Origin of the sequence: Thalassococcus sp. BH17M4-6 (assembly GCF_049323015.1) — a bacterium.
Taxonomy (GTDB): Bacteria; Pseudomonadota; Alphaproteobacteria; order Rhodobacterales; family Rhodobacteraceae; genus Puniceibacterium.
Genome location: NZ_JBMPGU010000001.1, coordinates 490,227 through 506,185 on the forward strand (window position 1 = coordinate 490,227; position 15,959 = coordinate 506,185).

Annotated in this window: 17 protein-coding genes; 12 read left to right on the forward strand and 5 right to left on the reverse strand. The window is 63.5% G+C overall.

Annotation, left to right across the window (positions count from 1 at the left end; genetic code table 11):
• Positions 1-23: 23 nt before the first annotated feature.
• Entirely contained in the window at positions 24-932 is a 909-nt protein-coding gene (locus ACOXXX_RS02185) for a UTP--glucose-1-phosphate uridylyltransferase (protein WP_422824894.1), read from the reverse strand.
• Between the two features lie 453 nt (positions 933-1,385).
• Between ACOXXX_RS02185 and ACOXXX_RS02190 the strand changes: the two genes are divergently transcribed.
• From ACOXXX_RS02190 to ggpS, 3 genes are read left to right on the forward strand one after another with little or no spacing between them, the layout of a single operon-like run.
• Positions 1,386-2,525, forward strand: coding sequence for an NAD(P)H-dependent glycerol-3-phosphate dehydrogenase (locus tag ACOXXX_RS02190; protein WP_422824895.1), 1,140 nt, complete (start codon positions 1,386-1,388; stop codon positions 2,523-2,525).
• Complete coding sequence (locus ACOXXX_RS02195; RefSeq protein ID WP_422824896.1) at positions 2,525-3,301, forward strand: HAD-IIB family hydrolase; 777 nt, start codon at positions 2,525-2,527, stop codon at positions 3,299-3,301. The genes ACOXXX_RS02190 and ACOXXX_RS02195 overlap by 1 nt, the downstream gene beginning before the upstream one ends.
• Before the next feature lie 11 nt (positions 3,302-3,312).
• Complete coding sequence (ggpS, locus tag ACOXXX_RS02200) at positions 3,313-4,818, forward strand: glucosylglycerol-phosphate synthase (RefSeq protein WP_422824897.1); 1,506 nt, start codon at positions 3,313-3,315, stop codon at positions 4,816-4,818.
• A 105-nt stretch (positions 4,819-4,923) separates the two neighbouring features.
• Here ggpS and ACOXXX_RS02205 read toward each other — a convergent pair whose 3' ends face one another.
• Positions 4,924-6,294 carry a class II 3-deoxy-7-phosphoheptulonate synthase gene (locus ACOXXX_RS02205; RefSeq protein WP_422824898.1) on the reverse strand — a complete coding sequence of 457 codons (1,371 nt, stop codon included), beginning with the start codon at positions 6,292-6,294 and terminating at the stop codon, positions 4,924-4,926.
• A 185-nt stretch (positions 6,295-6,479) separates the two neighbouring features.
• On the opposite strand from ACOXXX_RS02205, the gene ACOXXX_RS02210 reads away from it, so the two are divergent.
• Complete coding sequence (locus ACOXXX_RS02210) at positions 6,480-7,481, forward strand: GlxA family transcriptional regulator (RefSeq protein ID WP_422824899.1); 1,002 nt, start codon at positions 6,480-6,482, stop codon at positions 7,479-7,481.
• A 9-nt stretch (positions 7,482-7,490) separates the two neighbouring features.
• On the opposite strand, the gene ACOXXX_RS02215 is transcribed toward ACOXXX_RS02210, so the two are convergent.
• A complete protein-coding gene (locus ACOXXX_RS02215; protein ID WP_422824900.1) occupies positions 7,491-7,904 on the reverse strand; it encodes a hypothetical protein in 414 nt (137 codons plus the stop codon).
• 158 nt (positions 7,905-8,062) lie between these two features.
• Here ACOXXX_RS02215 and ACOXXX_RS02220 point away from each other — a divergent pair, with 158 nt between their 5' ends.
• The 7 genes from ACOXXX_RS02220 (at position 8,063) to ACOXXX_RS02250 (ending at position 14,059) form a co-directional block, all read left to right on the forward strand.
• Positions 8,063-9,259 carry an ABC transporter substrate-binding protein gene (locus ACOXXX_RS02220; RefSeq protein WP_422824901.1) on the forward strand — a complete coding sequence of 399 codons (1,197 nt, stop codon included), beginning with the start codon at positions 8,063-8,065 and terminating at the stop codon, positions 9,257-9,259.
• A gap of 95 nt (positions 9,260-9,354) precedes the next feature.
• Entirely contained in the window at positions 9,355-10,134 is a 780-nt protein-coding gene (locus ACOXXX_RS02225; protein ID WP_422824902.1) for an ABC transporter ATP-binding protein, read from the forward strand.
• Positions 10,135-10,221: 87 nt separating this feature from the next.
• Positions 10,222-10,935 (forward strand): ABC transporter ATP-binding protein, encoded by a 714-nt coding sequence (locus ACOXXX_RS02230; protein ID WP_422824903.1) that lies wholly within the window; start codon positions 10,222-10,224, stop codon positions 10,933-10,935.
• Positions 10,932-11,297, forward strand: coding sequence for a hypothetical protein (locus ACOXXX_RS02235; protein WP_422824904.1), 366 nt, complete (start codon positions 10,932-10,934; stop codon positions 11,295-11,297). The genes ACOXXX_RS02230 and ACOXXX_RS02235 overlap by 4 nt, the downstream gene beginning before the upstream one ends.
• Positions 11,294-11,749 carry a hypothetical protein gene (locus ACOXXX_RS02240; RefSeq protein ID WP_422824905.1) on the forward strand — a complete coding sequence of 152 codons (456 nt, stop codon included), beginning with the start codon at positions 11,294-11,296 and terminating at the stop codon, positions 11,747-11,749. The genes ACOXXX_RS02235 and ACOXXX_RS02240 overlap by 4 nt, the downstream gene beginning before the upstream one ends.
• Position 11,750: 1 nt before the next feature.
• Positions 11,751-12,761 (forward strand): branched-chain amino acid ABC transporter permease, encoded by a 1,011-nt coding sequence (locus ACOXXX_RS02245; protein WP_422824906.1) that lies wholly within the window; start codon positions 11,751-11,753, stop codon positions 12,759-12,761.
• An 8-nt stretch (positions 12,762-12,769) separates the two neighbouring features.
• Entirely contained in the window at positions 12,770-14,059 is a 1,290-nt protein-coding gene (locus ACOXXX_RS02250; RefSeq protein ID WP_422824953.1) for a branched-chain amino acid ABC transporter permease, read from the forward strand.
• Between the two features lie 9 nt (positions 14,060-14,068).
• On the opposite strand, the gene ACOXXX_RS02255 is transcribed toward ACOXXX_RS02250, so the two are convergent.
• Together ACOXXX_RS02255 and ACOXXX_RS02260 are read right to left on the reverse strand one after the other, a co-directional pair.
• Positions 14,069-14,785: an RlmE family RNA methyltransferase gene (locus tag ACOXXX_RS02255; RefSeq protein WP_422824907.1), complete on the reverse strand. Its 717-nt coding sequence runs from the start codon at positions 14,783-14,785 to the stop codon at positions 14,069-14,071.
• A 64-nt stretch (positions 14,786-14,849) separates the two neighbouring features.
• Positions 14,850-15,506: a winged helix-turn-helix transcriptional regulator gene (locus tag ACOXXX_RS02260; RefSeq protein ID WP_422824908.1), complete on the reverse strand. Its 657-nt coding sequence runs from the start codon at positions 15,504-15,506 to the stop codon at positions 14,850-14,852.
• 94 nt (positions 15,507-15,600) lie between these two features.
• On the opposite strand from ACOXXX_RS02260, the gene ACOXXX_RS02265 reads away from it, so the two are divergent.
• Positions 15,601-15,948, forward strand: coding sequence for a DUF1428 domain-containing protein (locus tag ACOXXX_RS02265; RefSeq protein ID WP_422824909.1), 348 nt, complete (start codon positions 15,601-15,603; stop codon positions 15,946-15,948).
• The last annotated feature ends 11 nt before the right edge of the window (positions 15,949-15,959 follow it).

Genomic DNA, 15,959 nt, shown 5'->3' on the forward strand with positions numbered 1-15,959 from the left:
GGCCTGTCTGCATCTCAGATGAGTTATTCTGCGGCAAGCACCGTGGGTGTGGCGCTGTCCAGGACGCCCTGAAACTCGGGGCGGTCCCCCGCATAGGCGAGGATCGCGCTCAGCATACCCTCTTTCGATCCGCAGTCAAAGCGCGTGCCGGTGAACCGGAAACCGCACAGCCCCAACTCTTTCGAGCCGCGCGCGATCGCGTCGGTCAACTGGATCTCGCCGCCCGCACCGGGCTCCTGCGTCTTGAGCACTTCGAAAATCGAACCGTCGAGCACATACCGCCCGACCACCGCCTGACGCGACGGCGCCTCCTCGGGGGCGGGCTTTTCGACCATGCCGTCGGCCTTGAGCACCTGGCCGTCACGTCCGGTGACCGACAGGATGCCATAGCTTTGTACCGCCTGATCATCGACCTGCATGGTCGCCACCATGTGACCGTCATCGGCGCCTTGATACGCCTCGATCATCTCGGACAGGCAGCCAGGCTCGCCAAGGATCAGATCGTCGGGCAGGATGACGGCGACGGCACCGTCCAGTACCTCATCCGCGGCGCAGAGCACGGCGTGGCCCAGCCCCAGCGGTTCGTCCTGCATGACAAACCGCACCTCGACCTTTTCGGGATCCAGCGCATTGTCGCAAAGCCGGTCGGCCATCTTGTCCTTGCCTTTTTCGCGCAGGGTCTTTTCCAGTTCGGGATCTTCCAGCACATAATGTTCGATGGCGGATTTCGAGGGATGGCTGACAAAGACCATGCGTTCGATGCCTGCGGCGCGCGCTTCGTCGATGGCGAACTGGATCAGCGGCCGGTCGAGGACCGGCAGCAGTTCTTTCGGGGTCGCCTTTGTCGCGGGCAGAAAACGCGTGCCCAGACCTGCGACTGGAAAGATCGCTGTGCGGACGGGTTTGCGGTGGCTCGAACTCTGGGCGGTCATCTCGAAATGTCTCCTCGCTCGGTGCGCTGATGGGGTGTGCCGCGGGGCGGCTGTGTATGGATAAGGTATGAAGGACAGACCTTTTGTCAAAATTTCGCGCTCGGCATACCTTTGACTACAAACGAGGCGGGCTGAGGGTCTTCATCAAACTCAAATATATCAATACCTTACCAATTTCGCGACAAAGCTTTGTCCTTGAGTGAAAAACGCGCCGACTCCCGGTAAAATCGCTTTTTTGCCGAGAAATGCGCACTTAACCGCCCAATCCGAAGGCGCTATATGTTGATTTAAGCCTATAATTTGGGCATTTCGCGTCTGCAGCAACTTGCATCGCCCGCGCACCGCCCGGAAACTGGACAGTGGGCGCTCAGGACCTAGCTTTGGTCCTGAGCGAAAACAAACTGACAGGAGCCTGCCGGGCCGCATACCGCACCGCCCCGCATCACATCAAACATGGACGGACAGAGACTGACCACGTCACCGATCGAACGCACCGACCTGACCAGCGTCATCGACGCCGCCCCCTATGACCGTGTGACCGTGCTGGGCATGGGCAGTTGGGGCACCGCCCTCGCCATGGTCGCCGCAAGCGCCGGGCGCGAGGTTCGGCTTTGGGGCCGCCGCGCCGAACTGGCCGAGGCAATCACCGAAACGCGGGTCAACGCCGATTACCTGCCGGACGTGCCGCTGCACGACAACATCGCGGCCTACAGTGATCTGGCAGACGCGTTGGCGGGCACCGAGGCAGTGCTGATCGTCACCCCGTCACGCACCCTGCGCGACCTTTGCGCCAACATCCGCCCGCACCTGCCCGACGGCGTGCCACTGGCGCTTTGCTGTAAGGGGATCGAGCGCGGATCGGGCTACCTGCTGTCGCATGTGGTCGAGGAAGAATTGCCCGGCCACCCGGTCGGTGCTCTGTCGGGCCCCACCTTCGCGCGCGAAACCGCGCTGGGGCATCCGACTGCCGCCACCGTCGCCTTCCGTTTTTCCTACAACGATCACCTGCGACCGTCTGAATCGCCCGCCGCGCGGCTGGCGGTCACCATGTCTTCGGCCGCGTTCCGGCCCTACATGTCGGACGATCCGGTGGGGGTGGAAATCGGCGGCGCGGTCAAGAACGTGATCGCCATTGCCTGCGGGATGATGACCGGCGCGGGCTTTGCCGAAAATACCCGCGCCGCGCTGATCACCCGCGGCATTGACGAGATGAAGTTTCTGGCCGAAAAGCTGGGCGGGCGGCGTGAAACCGTGACCGGCCTGTCCGGCGCGGGCGACCTGACACTGACCTGCTCGAGCACAACATCGCGGAACATGTCGCTGGGGGTGCAATTGGGCAAAGGCATTCCGCGCCAGTCCTGTTTCGACGGCAAACCCGTTGTGGTCGAAGGCGAGGTCAACGCCGTATCGGTGGTCGATCTGGCGCGCCGCGCCCGGGTGTCCATGCCGATCTGCGAGGCCGTGCATGCCGTGCTTTACGAAGGCGCGGACCTGGAGCAGACATTTTCCGACCTCTGGGCGCGGCCCATCGAATCCGAACCGCGCACGCTTGACATCGCGCTGACCCATCCTGCCAATTCGCGAGACACCTGATGACCCTGACCATGACCGACGCCCCGACCCAAGTGCCGATAAAGGACCGCCGTTTTGTGCTGGCGACCGATCTGGACGGCACCTTCCTCGGCGGCAGCGATGCGGACAGAAAGACGCTGTACGACTGGATCGAAGACAACCGTGACACCATCGGCCTGATCTTTGTCACCGGTCGCGATCCGAAGTTCATACGAGAGCTGTGCGACGGTGGCGTGCCCTGGCCCGAATACGTGATCGGCGACGTCGGCACGACCATCGCGCAGGTCGGGAACGGCGGCATCCGCCCCATCGAAGCGCTGGAAGAGGACATCGCGCAGATCTGGGGCGACGGCGGCGATGCGGTGCGGGCGGCGCTTGACGGCCATCCCGGCCTGACCTTGCAGCCGACGGAATTCCGCTATCGGGTCAGCTATGACCTGACGCCGGATGACTTCGATCCGGCAGCGCATGACATCATCGCAGGTCTTGGCCATGACACGCTGATCTCGGACAACAAGTACTTCGATGTTCTGCCCAGGGGCATCAGCAAGGGCCCCTCCCTGCGCAAGCTGGTGGCGCATCTCGACATTCCCGAAGACCGCGTTCTGGCGGCGGGCGACACGATGAACGACCTGTCGATGCTGGAGTGCGGATTGCCGGCCGTGGCAGTCGGCGGATCGGAACCGGATCTGCTTTCGCGCGTTTCGCCCTTGCCTCAGGTCCATACCGCCACCGCCGTCGGCGCGGCTGGCATTCTTGAAGCTGTGGCACGAAAGAATTTGCATAAGACCCCTTGAAGGAGACTGACATGCCCAGCGATCTCGTGATCGTCTATCACCGCCAACCCTATGAAGAGGTTGAGGAAAACGGCAAAACAGTCTTCAAGGAGAACAAGAGCCCCAACGGCATCGTCCCGACGCTGAAAAGCTTTTTCGGACGCGTTGAGAACGCCGCTTGGGTCGCCTGGAAACAGGCAGAGGATCCGTCGAACCCCGGGTTCGACCGGGTGGTCGAGATCGAGGACAGTTTCGGCAAGTATACCGTGTCGCGCCTGCCGCTGACGGCGGAACAGGTCAGCAGTTTCTATCACATCACCTCGAAAGAGGCATTCTGGCCTATCCTGCACGGGTTCAAGGAAAAGTATAACTATGACCCGGTGGATTGGGACACCTTTCGCCGCGTGAACCAGGAGTTTGCCCAAGCCGCCGCTGCCGAAGCGGCTGAGGGCGCCGCCGTCTGGGTACATGACTACAACCTGTGGCTGGTGCCGGGCATCCTGCGCAAGCTGCGGCCGGACCTCCGGATTTCCTTTTTCCACCACACGCCCTTTCCCGCGGCGGACATGTTCAACGTCTTGCCCTGGCGGGGCGAGATCATCGACAGCCTGCTGGCTTGCGACGTAGTGGGCTTTCACATCCCGCGCTATGCGTCGAACTTCGTTTCGGTCGTGCGGTCGCTTCGCGACGTGGGCAGCATCCCCCGCATTGCCGTCGATCCCGATTTCATCTCCGAAGGGTCGGCCCTGTCGGACCGGACCGTACCCAAGCAGATCGAGGTCGAGGATCGGACCGTGCGCTTGGGCGTGTCGCCCGTGGGCGTCGACACCGATTACATCGAAAGCGTGGCGGAACGGCCCGAGACCAAGGAACGCACCGAAAGCTTCCTCAAGGCCATGGGCGGTCGCCGCCTGATCCTGTCGGTCGGGCGCACGGACTACACCAAGGGCGGGGCCGAACAGCTTTTGACGTTTGAGCGGCTGTTGGAAAAACACCCCGAATACCGCGAGACAGTGAAGCTGCTGCATGTGTCGGTCTCGGCCAACCGCAGCATGCAGGCTTACGAGGATATCCAGCGCGAGATCGAGGAGATTGCGGGCCGGATCAACGGGCGCTTCGCCACGTTCGAACGCACCCCGGTGTCGCTGATTTCCAACGCGATTCCGTTTACCGATCTCGTCAGCTATTACCGGGCGGCCGATATTGCCTGGATCACGCCGCTGGCGGACGGCATGAACCTTGTCTGCAAGGAATTCATCGCCGCGCGGTCCGATGGTGACGGGGTTGTGGTGTTGTCGGAATTCGCCGGCGCCGCGATCGAGCTAAGTTCGGCCATCCTGACCAATCCCTATTCCCACAAGAACATGGATCACGCGATTGAAAACGCGCTGACCATGACCGAGGAAAACCGACGGATGCGGATGAAGGACCTGCGGCGCGTCGTGTTCAAGTACAACACCCAAGCCTGGGCGCGCGACCAGCTCGCGCTGCTGTCACCCGAGGATTTCGCCAAGGACGGAGAGACCGAGGCGGCCTGACCCGAGGTGTTCCGACACAGGGCGTAGGGTGGGTTTCCAACCCACCAACCGAAAACAAAAACGCCCCGGGGTCATCCCCCCGGGGCGTTTCGCGTCTCTTGGATCTCAGCCCGCCGCGACGGCCCGGTCGCTGCGCAGCGCGGTCAGTTCCTCGGCCACGAGGAACGCCAGCTCCAGCGATTGCGAAGCGTTGAGCCGCGGATCGCAGGCGGTGTGGTAGCGGTCGCTCAGATCCTCGTCCGTCACAGCGCGCACGCCGCCGGTGCATTCGGTCACGTCGTCGCCGGTCATCTCGAAATGCACGCCGCCGGGGATCGTGCCTTCGGCCTTGTGCACGGCGAAGAAGTCGCGCACCTCGCGCAGCACCGCATCGAACGGCCGGGTCTTGTAGCCCGTGGACGACTTGATCGTGTTGCCGTGCATCGGGTCACAGACCCAGGTGACGTTGGCCCCCTCTTCACGCACCGCCTTGATCAGCCGCGGCAGGTTTTCACCCACCTTGCCAGCGCCGAACCGCGCGATCAGCGTCAGCTTGCCCGCCTCGTTTTCGGGATTGAGCTTTGACATCAGCACCTTGAGGTCCTCGGCGGTGGTGGTCGGCCCGGTCTTGAGCCCCACGGGGTTCATAACGCCGCGGGCAAATTCCACATGCGCGCCATCGGGCTGCCGCGTGCGGTCGCCGATCCAGATCATGTGACCCGATCCCGCCAGCCATTTGCCCGAGGTGGAATCAAGACGGCAGAGCGCCTCCTCATACTCCAACAACAGCGATTCATGGCTGGTGTAGAAATCCACCGTCTGCAGGTTGTGATTGGTGCCGCTTTCCAGCCCGGCCGCCTTCATGAAATCCAGCGTGTCGGAAATACGGTTGGCCATGTCGCGGTACTTCGCGGCGTTTTCACCTTCGGTAAAGCCCAGCGTCCAGGCATGGACCTGGTGCACATCCGCGTAGCCGCCCGTCGAAAAGGCGCGCAGCAGGTTCAGCGTTGCCGCCGCCTGGGTGTAGGCCTGCAACATCTTCTGCGGGTCGGGAATGCGCGCTTCGGGGGTGAAGGCCAGTTCGTTGATGATGTCGCCGCGGTAGCTGGGCAGCTCTTGCCCATCGACCACCTCGGTCGGGGCGGAACGGGGCTTGGCGAATTGCCCGGCCATGCGGCCCACCTTGACCACAGGCACCTTGGCGCCGAAAGTCAGGACCATCGCCATCTGCAGCATCACCTTGAAGGTGTCGCGGATGCCGTTGGCGCTGAACTGCTCAAAACTCTCGGCGCAATCGCCGCCCTGCAGCAAAAACGCCTCGCCGCGCGACGCGGCCCCCAGGGCGCGTTTCAGCGTGCGCGCCTCACCGGCGAAGACCAGCGGCGGATATTTCGCAAGCTTCGCCTCGACGGCGTTCAGCTCTGCGGTATCCAGATAGTCGGGCATCTGCACCCGAGGCTTGCTGCGCCAGGTTGTCTTTTGCCACTCGGTCGTCATTTTGCTGTCTCCGGTCAGAAAGGTCGTTAGCGGTAGCGAGGGCCAGCTATACAAAACACCCGCCCGCATGACCATACGCGAAATATCCGACATGACTTGACGCACAAAGCCCCTTCTGACCATCTGTCCCGCAACCCTGCCACCCGAGTCTTGGACGGCGGGCGACGGCAGAAGGACTCAGTTAAATGGACAAGAAGACGCCCCCGACCAAGATCGACACCTCCGCCAAGAAGCGTCGGTTCGTCTTTGTCCTGCTGCCGCAATTCACGCTTTTGTGCTTCGCCGCCGCGGTGGACGCGCTGCGCATCGCCAACCGCATGGCGGGCAAGGAAATCTACAGCTGGACCGTCACCGGCGAAGGCGGCGATACGGTGTCGTGTTCGGCGGGCACGCAGTTCAAGCTGGACAGCGATCTGCCCGAACTCAGCCGTGACGATACGCTGATGGTCTGCGGCGGCATCGACGTGCAGGACGGCACGACCAAGCGCATGCTGAACTGGCTGCGGCGCGAGGCGCGGCGCGGCCTGCGCATGGGCGGGCTGTGCACGGCAAGCTACACGCTGGCCCGCGCCGGGCTGCTCGATGGCAAGAAAGCGACCATTCACTGGGAGAATCAGGACAGCTTTGCCGAGGAATTCGAGGATGTGATCCTGACCAAATCGGTCTTCGTGGTCGATGGCAACCGGATGAGCACGGCGGGCGGCACCTCGTCGATCGACCTGATGCTTACCATCATCGCCGACGATCACGGCGAGGATCTGGCCAATGCAGTGGCCGATCAGCTGATCTATTCGTCGATCCGAACCGACCAGGACACCCAGCGGCTGTCGGTGCCCACCCGCATCGGCGTGCGGCACCCGAAGTTGAGCCAGGTCATCCACATGATGGAGGCGCATGTCGAAGAGCCGATCAGCCCTTCCGTGCTGGCCTCCGAGGTGGGCATGTCGACGCGGCAGCTGGAACGCCTCTTCCGTCGCTACCTCAACCGCTCACCCAAGCGCTACTACATGGAACTGCGTCTGCAGAAGGCGCGCAACCTCTTGATGCAGACCGACATGAGCGTGATCAACGTGGCGCTGGCCTGCGGCTTTGCCAGCCCGTCGCATTTTTCCAAATGCTACCGGGCGCATTACGACACCACCCCCTACCGTGAGCGCGGCAGCCACGCGACACGGCTGTCGGTCTGACGCCGCGCGTCAGAAGTTGCCGTTGAGCGGTGCGAAATCGCTGTTGAACTGGAATTTCACCGCGACGATCCGGTCGGGCTGTTCGTGCAGCAGCAGGTACGCGTAGATATAGCTGGTGTCGTTCCAGTAGCCGATCAGCTCTTGCCGCCAGCCGTTCTGCAGCGCACCGGTGCGGATCATCGCCACGTCGGTGAAGTTCTGCGGATAGATCCCCGCGACCTTTTCATCCAGCTCGCGCAGCTGGTCGGGCGTGTATTCGTCGCCACCGCCAAAGGCGAAAAGCGCATCCCCCACGCGGCGTTCCAGCATCATCTGGTCCAGCTTGCCGCGCAGGTCCTGGTAACTGTCGAACACGCCGTTCGACTGCGCGGCGGCCGATCCCGCCAGAAACAGGACCAGAACGGCGGCAAGGCATCGGCGCATGACAAATCTCCATTTTGCAAATCGCCCGCAGCTTCCCACGCGTAAAGCGATCTGCAAAGCCCATTCTGGCCGCAAACCCCTTATACATGGCACTTTTCATTTTTAAGGGGCGCGTCTAATCTGCGCGGCGAACATACGTTCCAACAAGGGAGACTGACATGAAAAAGATGCTGATGGCCACGGCGGCCACCGCTCTTACGACGACCGCGGCCTTTGCCGCCGGTCACGCGTCCGAAGCCAAGATCGGGGTGATCCTTGGCTTTACCGGGCCGATTGAATCGCTGACCCCGATGATGGCCAGCAGCGCCGAACTGGCGATGACGGAAATCAACGACAGCGGCAAGTTCCTGGACGGCGTGACGCTGGTCCCGGTGCGCGCGGATTCGACCTGTGTCGATGCCGCCGCCGCCACCGCCGCCGCCGAACGGCTGGTTACCACCGATGGCGTGGTCGCGATCATGGGCGCGGATTGCTCGGGCGTGACGGGGGCTGTCCTGTCGAACGTCGCGGTCGCCAACGGAATCCCGATGGTGTCGCCCTCGGCCACGTCGCCGGCTCTTTCCACCGCAGAGGATAACGGGCTGTTCTTCCGCACCGCCCCGTCCGACGCGCGCCAGGGCGTGGTGCTGGCCAGCATTCTGGCGGACAAGGACATCTCCGAGGTCGCGGTGACCTACACCAACAACGACTACGGCAAAGGTCTGTCCGACAGCTTTATCGCCGCGTTCGAGGAAAACGGCGGCACCGTCACGCTGAGCGCCCCGCACGAGGACAACAAGGCCGACTATTCCGCGGAAATCGGCGCGCTGGCCTCGGCCGGCGGCGATATCCTGGTGGTCCTGGGCTATTCGGATTCGGGCGGCAAGGGCATGATCCAGGCGGCGCTCGACTCCGGCGCATTCGACACCTTCATGATGGGTGACGGCATGTATGGCGATGCGCTGCTGGCCGAACTGGGCGACGGCATGGAAGGCTCTTTCGGGGCGGTGCCGTGGAGCGAGGGCGAAGGCGCGGACGCCTTTGCGTCGATCACCGAAGCCGCGGGCATCAACGGCGAATCGTCCTTCACCCGCGAAAGCTATGACGCGGCGGCGCTCATTGCGCTGGCGATGATGGCCGGCGGCGAAGCGACGTCCGAAGCGGTGGCCGCCAACATGCTGGACGTGGCCAATGCGCCGGGGGAAAAGATCCTGCCGGGCGAGTTGGGCAAGGCGCTCGAGATCCTCGCCGAGGGCGGCGATATCGACTATGTCGGCGCGACCAACGCGGAACTGATCGGTCCGGGCGAAGCGGCGGGCACCTACCGCTACTACACCATCAAGGATTCCGCCTTCGAAACGGTGGACTTCCGCTAAGCGACACTGACAACAGCGCAGCCCGGCAGGTTCCGGGCTGCGCGACATCACAAGAAAAAAGGCGCCGAAAAAGGCGCTCTTGAAGGGATATCGCCGTGATCAGGGTCGAAAACCTGCACCGCCATTTCGGCGGCTTTCGCGCTGTTGACGGCGCAAGCCTTGAGATCGCCGAAGGGTCGATCACCGGGCTCGTTGGCCCCAATGGCGCCGGAAAGACCACGCTTTTCAACGTGATCGCGGGCGTTCTTGAACCAACCTCGGGGCGTGTGACCATGGCGGGCGAGGATATCACCGGCCTGCCGCCGCACGCCTTATTTCACAAGGGGTTGCTGCGCACCTTTCAGATTGCGCATGAATTTTCGTCGATGTCCTGCCGCGAAAACCTGATGATGGTGCCGGGCAGCCAGTCGGGCGAAACGCTCTGGAATGCCTGGTTTCACCGCGGCCGGATCGCCGAAGAAGAGGCGGCGCTGCTCAAGCGCGCCGATGAAGTGCTTGATTTCCTGACGATTTCGCACCTCAAGGATGAAAAAGCCGGGAACCTCTCGGGCGGGCAGAAAAAGCTGCTGGAGCTGGGGCGCACGATGATGGTCGATGCGCGCATCGTGTTCCTGGACGAGGTCGGCGCGGGCGTGAACCGCACACTGCTCAACACCATCGGTGACGCGATCCTGCGGCTCAACACCGAACGCGGCTATACCTTTTGCATGATCGAGCATGACATGGATTTCATCGGGCGGCTGTGTGATCCGGTGATCGTCATGGCCGAGGGCAAGGTGCTTTCGCAAGGCACCATCGACGAGATCAAGGCTGATGAGGCGGTGATCGAGGCCTATCTGGGCACCGGGCTCAAGAACAAGGAGCCTGTGTCATGAGCCGCGTGATCGCTTGCGCGATACGAGAGGCCAGCCTCTCGTGCTCTCCGAGGTTATTGGAAACCGAAGAAGGGGGGAGCGCCGCGCATGGCTGAGCCGTATCTCATTGGCGAGAACATGACCGGCGGCTACGGGCGCGGCGCAGATATCCTGCATGGCTGCACCCTGTCCGTCGACAAGGGCGAGATTGCCGTGATCGTCGGGCCCAACGGTGCCGGCAAATCCACCGCGATGAAGGCGGTGTTCGGCATGCTGGACCTGCGCGAAGGGGCGGTGCGGCTGGGGGGCGAGGATATCACCGGGCTCAGCCCGCAGGCGCGGGTCGGCAAGGGCATGGGGTTCGTGCCGCAGACCAGCAATATCTTCACCTCGATGACGGTCGAGGAGAACCTCGAGATGGGCGCGTTCATCCGCCAGGACGATTTTTCCGGCACCATGGCGCAGGTCTTTGATCTTTTCCCGATCCTCAAGGAAAAGCGCCGTCAGCCTGCGGGGGAGCTGTCGGGCGGCCAGCGCCAGCAGGTGGCGGTGGGCCGCGCGCTGATGACCCGGCCGCAGGTGCTGATGCTGGACGAACCGACCGCAGGGGTCAGCCCGATCGTGATGGACGAACTTTTCGACCGGATCATCGAGGTGGCGCGCACCGGCATTTCGATCCTGATGGTCGAACAGAATGCACGCCAGGCGCTGCAGATCGCCGACAAGGGGTATGTGCTGGTGCAGGGACGCAATGCCTTCACCGACACCGGCAGCGCGCTGCTGGCCGATCCGGACGTGCGGCGGAGCTTTCTGGGCGGATGAGACTGGTCGCGCTTATCCTGGCCATCGCCCCCCTGCCCGCCCTTGGCGACGTGCTGGACTGCACCCTGCAGGCCGAAGACGCCGCGGTAGAAAGCCGCCTGCGGTTCGAGATCGACCGCCGACAGTTCGCCCCGGCCACCAGCCCCAACGAGCCGCCGCGGCAGGTGCGCAGCTATGTCACGCAGGACGGGGTGCGATACGTGGCGGAGCCGTTTCTGATGCAGGGCGGCGTGCGCGGCTTCTGGGCGGAAAACCGGCAAGGCGGCTCGGCGCTGTTGGTGATCGAGGCCGATGGCGCGGCCAAGATGACCGATCAGGCCCTGGGCCTGGCGCTGACCGGCACATGCGAGGATGTGGAATGATGCGACAACTGACGCTTCTGGCGCTGGCCCTGGCGGCCGCCCCGGCCTTTGGGCAGGGCTTTTCCCCGCAGCGCGGCGGCCAGCAGCAGGGCCAGGGTCAGCTGACCATCGACACGGCACCGGCGCAAGTTCTGATCGACCGTACCTGTACCTTCAGCACCGAATGTTACGAAGCCGAAAGCTGCACCGACACCGGGTTCGACATCACCCTGCAGGGCGATGCGGGCGGGATGGACATGCAAAGCATGGTCCTGCGCACCCGCCTGATCAGCGATGCGGGCACGGTCGAGATGCTGGGCGTGCAGGACAGCGGCGCGATGTCGTTGTCGGGCGGCACATTCGAGGCGCGGCATCTGCTGACGGTCAATGCCGAAGGGGCGGCGCGCTACAGCGTGCATTACATCGACGGGCCGATGGTGGTGACCTACCTCGGCACCTGCGAGGGAGAGTGATATGGACCTGCTGAACGCCTTTGTGGCGCTGGCGAATTTCGTGCTGGTCCCGGCCATCGCCTATGGCTCGCAACTCGCCCTGGGGGCGCTGGGGGTGACGCTGATCTACGGCATCCTGCGGTTTTCCAACTTTGCCCATGGCGACACGATGGCCTTCGGTACGATGGTGGCGATCCTGGTCACCTGGGGGTTTCAGAGCATGGGGCTGAGCCTTGGGCCGCTGCCGACGGCGCTTTTGGCGATCCCGTTCGGCATCGCCGGCGCGGCGGCGCTGGTGCTTTTGACGGACCGGATGGTCTATCGCTTTTACCGCGCGCAGAAGGCCAAGCCGGTCATTCTGGTGATCGTTTCGATGGGGGTGATGTTCGTCTATAACGGCCTCACGCGCTTTGTCATCGGGCCGGACGATCAGAATTTCTCGGACGGGGCGCGGTTCATCATCAATGCGCGCGAATTCCGCAATCTGACCGGCCTGGACGAAGGGCTGGCGATCCGCACGACCCAAGGCATCACCGTGGTCACGGCGGTGATCGTGGTGGCGGCGCTTTTTTGGTTCCTGAACCGCACCCGCACCGGCAAGTCCATGCGCGCCTATTCCGACAACGAGGATCTGGCGTTGCTCTCGGGCATCAATCCGGAAAAGGTGGTCATGGTCACCTGGCTGATCGTGGCGGCGCTGGCGACCATCGCGGGCGTGCTTTACGGGCTGGACAAAAGCTTCAAGCCCTTCACTTACTTCCAGCTTTTGCTGCCGATCTTTGCCGCCGCCATCGTCGGCGGTCTTGGCAGCCCGCTGGGGGCCATCGCGGGCGGCTTTGTCATCGCCTTTTCCGAGGTCGGGATCACCTATGCCTGGAAGAAGGTCCTGGGCCACGCCCTGCCCGAGGCGCTGGAGCCGGATGGCCTCGTGCAGTTGCTGTCAACTGACTACAAATTCGCGGTCAGCTTCGTGATCCTGTTGATCGTGCTTTTGTTCAAACCAACGGGCCTGTTTCAGGGGAAATCGGTATGACCGGGCGTATGCGGACGTTTGCGCTTTTTGCGCTAGTGGCGGTGCTGATCCTGGGCACGGGCATCGTGCAAAGCTGGAACTCGGCGCTCTTGATCCTCAACATGGGGCTGGTCAGTGCGGTGATGGCCCTGGGGGTCAACCTGCAATGGGGCTTTGCGGGGCTTTTCAACGTGGGGGTCATGGGCTTCGTGGCGCTTGGCGGGCTGGCGACGGTGCTGGTGTCGATGCCGCCGGTCGCCGCCGCCTGGAGTGCGGGGGGCCTGCGCCTGCTGGCGGGGCTTGCGGTCGGCGCGCTGACGATGGTGCTGGCGATCCTCGTGTGGAAACGGCTGTCCGGGCGCTGGCACGGCTGGGCGGTTGCGGCGATCCTGATCGTCGGGTTCTTTGCCTTCCGCGCGGTCTTTGATCCAGGTGTTGCAGCGGTCGAGGCGGTGGATTCCGCCGCCACCGGATATCTGGGCGGTCTGGGTCTGCCGGTGCTGCTGGCCTGGCCGGTGGGTGGTGTGTTGGCCGCCGGCGTGGCCTGGCTCATCGGCAAGGCCGCGCTTGGGCTGCGGTCGGACTATCTGGCCATCGCGACGCTGGGGATTGCCGAGATCATCATCGCCGTCATCAAGAACGAGGATTGGCTGGCGCGCGGGGTCAAGAACGTCATCGGCCTGCCCCGCCCCGTGCCTTACGAGATCGACCTGCAGAACGATCCCGACTTCGTGCAGCGCGCCGCCGATCTGGGCGTGGATGCGACGACCGCCTCAACGCTCTATGTGAAACTGGGGTATGGCGTGTTTTTTGCCGTGGTGCTGGTCATTCTGCTGGTGCTGGCGCAGCTGGCACTGAAATCGCCCTGGGGCCGGATGATGCGCGCCATTCGCGACAACGAAACCGCCGCCCGCGCCATGGGCAAGGACGTGACGCGTCGCCATCTGCAGATTTTCGTGCTGGGCTCGGCTGTCTGCGGCATTGCGGGCGCGATGATGACCACGCTCGACGGGCAGTTGACGCCGGGCACCTACCAACCGCTGCGCTATACCTTCCTGATCTGGGTGATGGTGATTGTCGGCGGATCGGGCAACAACTTCGGCGCGGTGCTGGGCGGGTTCCTGATCTGGTTCCTCTGGGTGCAGGTCGAACCCATCGGGCAGACCGTTATGAACCTGGTGACCGCAGGCATGGCGGACGGGTCCTGGCTCAAGGCGCATCTGCAGGATTCGGTGCAGCACATGCGGCTTTTGACCATGGGGGTGATCCTGCTGCTGGTGCTGCGGTTCAGCCCGCGCGGCCTGCTGCCGGAACGCTGAGCGACGGCGCTAGCCGCGGAACCCCATCGCGACCACGAACTTTTCGGAACTGTCCGACCGGGAGGCCGGCGGCTTGACGTTCACGACCTTTTCAAAGCGCTGTTTCAGCAGCTTCTGCAACTCGCCCTCGGCCCCCCCAGCCAGCACCTTGGCGGCGAAGGTGCCGCCCTCGACCAGCACGTCGAAGGCGAAATAGGCGGCGGTTTCGCAAAGGTTGATGATGCGCAGATGGTCGGTCTGCTTGTGCCCGGATGAGGACGCGGCCATGTCGGACATGACAACATCCGCAGGGCCGTCGAGCCACGCCTTGACCTGATCGTCGGCCCCGTCGTCCAGGAAATCGAGCACGTGGATCTCCGCGCCGGGGATCGGGTCGACCTCTTGCAGGTCAATGCCCAGGACCCGGCCCACCGCCTTGCCCTGTTTTTCCCCCAGCGCATTCACCCGCTTGACCGCCACCTGACACCAGCCGCCGGGCGCACAGCCCAGATCGACGACTCGCGCGCCGGGGACGAGAAAGCGGTACTTTTCATCCAGTTCCAGGATCTTGTAGGCCGCACGACCGCGATATCCCTCGGCCTGGGCACGCTTCACATAAGGGTCGTTCAGCTGCCGCTGCAGCCAGCGGGTTGAACTGAGCTTGCGCCCGCGGGCGGATTTCACCTTGACCTTGAGGTCGCGCTGCCCGCGCCCCGAGGTGTTCTTGCCGCTGGGATCTTTCGCCATGGGTCCGTTCCGTTCTGCCTGTCTCAGCCATACGCCGCCCGGGCCGATTGTGCCAGTGGGTCGGTTATTCGAGGGCCCACGGCTCGGGCAGGGTAAAGAGCGCGGCAAAGCGCGCCAGACTGTCCGTGCCGCCCTCCACCGCCACGCCCTCTGCCTGCTCTGGCGCGACGCCGCTATAGATGACCGAGGCCAGCGCGGTGGGATCGCCGGTCAGGCACAGGTCCGGCTGCGCTGCCGCGCCCGGCTGCACCGTGAATGTGCCATTGGCGATCCGCGCCACAAACGGCCGGCCTTCCAGCACCAGTTGCACCGTCATGTCTGACTGGCCGGCGGCGGCCGGGTCGAACATCGTCTCGAACGACATCAGGATCGATGCGACGCTCATCGGCTTGCCCTGCCGCAGCGTCGGCGAGCGCACCGCCCAGGCCCCCAGCTGCATGATCAGTGGCTTGAGCTCGCGCCCCCAGTCGGTCAGCGCATAGACCGGCACCGAAATCGGTGGCGGCAGCACCTCGCGCCGCAGGATATGGCCCGCCTCGAGTTCGCCCAACCGGGTGGTCAGAATGTTTGAGCTGATGCCCGGCAGCGCGGCCTTGATATCCGAGAATCGCAGCGGCCCCGGCATCAGCTCGCGCACCACCAAGAGCGCCCAGCGTTCGCCGATCAGATCCAGCGCATGGGCCGTCGCACAGCCATCGTCATAAGGTTTTTTGCGTGCCATTCCGCCTGCTTGTGCCGTGTCCGAAATTAGTAGTTGCTTTTTTGAACCAATCGCATCTTAATTTGAACATACAACATTCCATTCGGAGGGTCCAATGGCCTACTACGACATTTTTCTCGCCCCGATCGCCAACGAAAAGCGCGCTGATTACGACGCCTTTGTCGAGGCCACGCAAAAGATGATGCTGGATCTGGGGGCGACCCAGGTGGTGGACCTGTGGGGCGACGACGTGCCCGATGGCAAGCTCACGTCGCTGCCCCTGGCCGTCAAGCTTGAAGAGGGTGAAAGCGTGGCCGCAGGCTGGGTGATCTGGCCGTCGAAAGAGATTCGCGACACCGCCTGGGGCAAGATGATGGAAGCCGACGACATGGGCGAGATGCCATTCGACGGCAAACGCATGATGTTCGGCGGATTTTCAGAGATCCTGAGCAGCACCGCCTGAGCCTGCGGCAC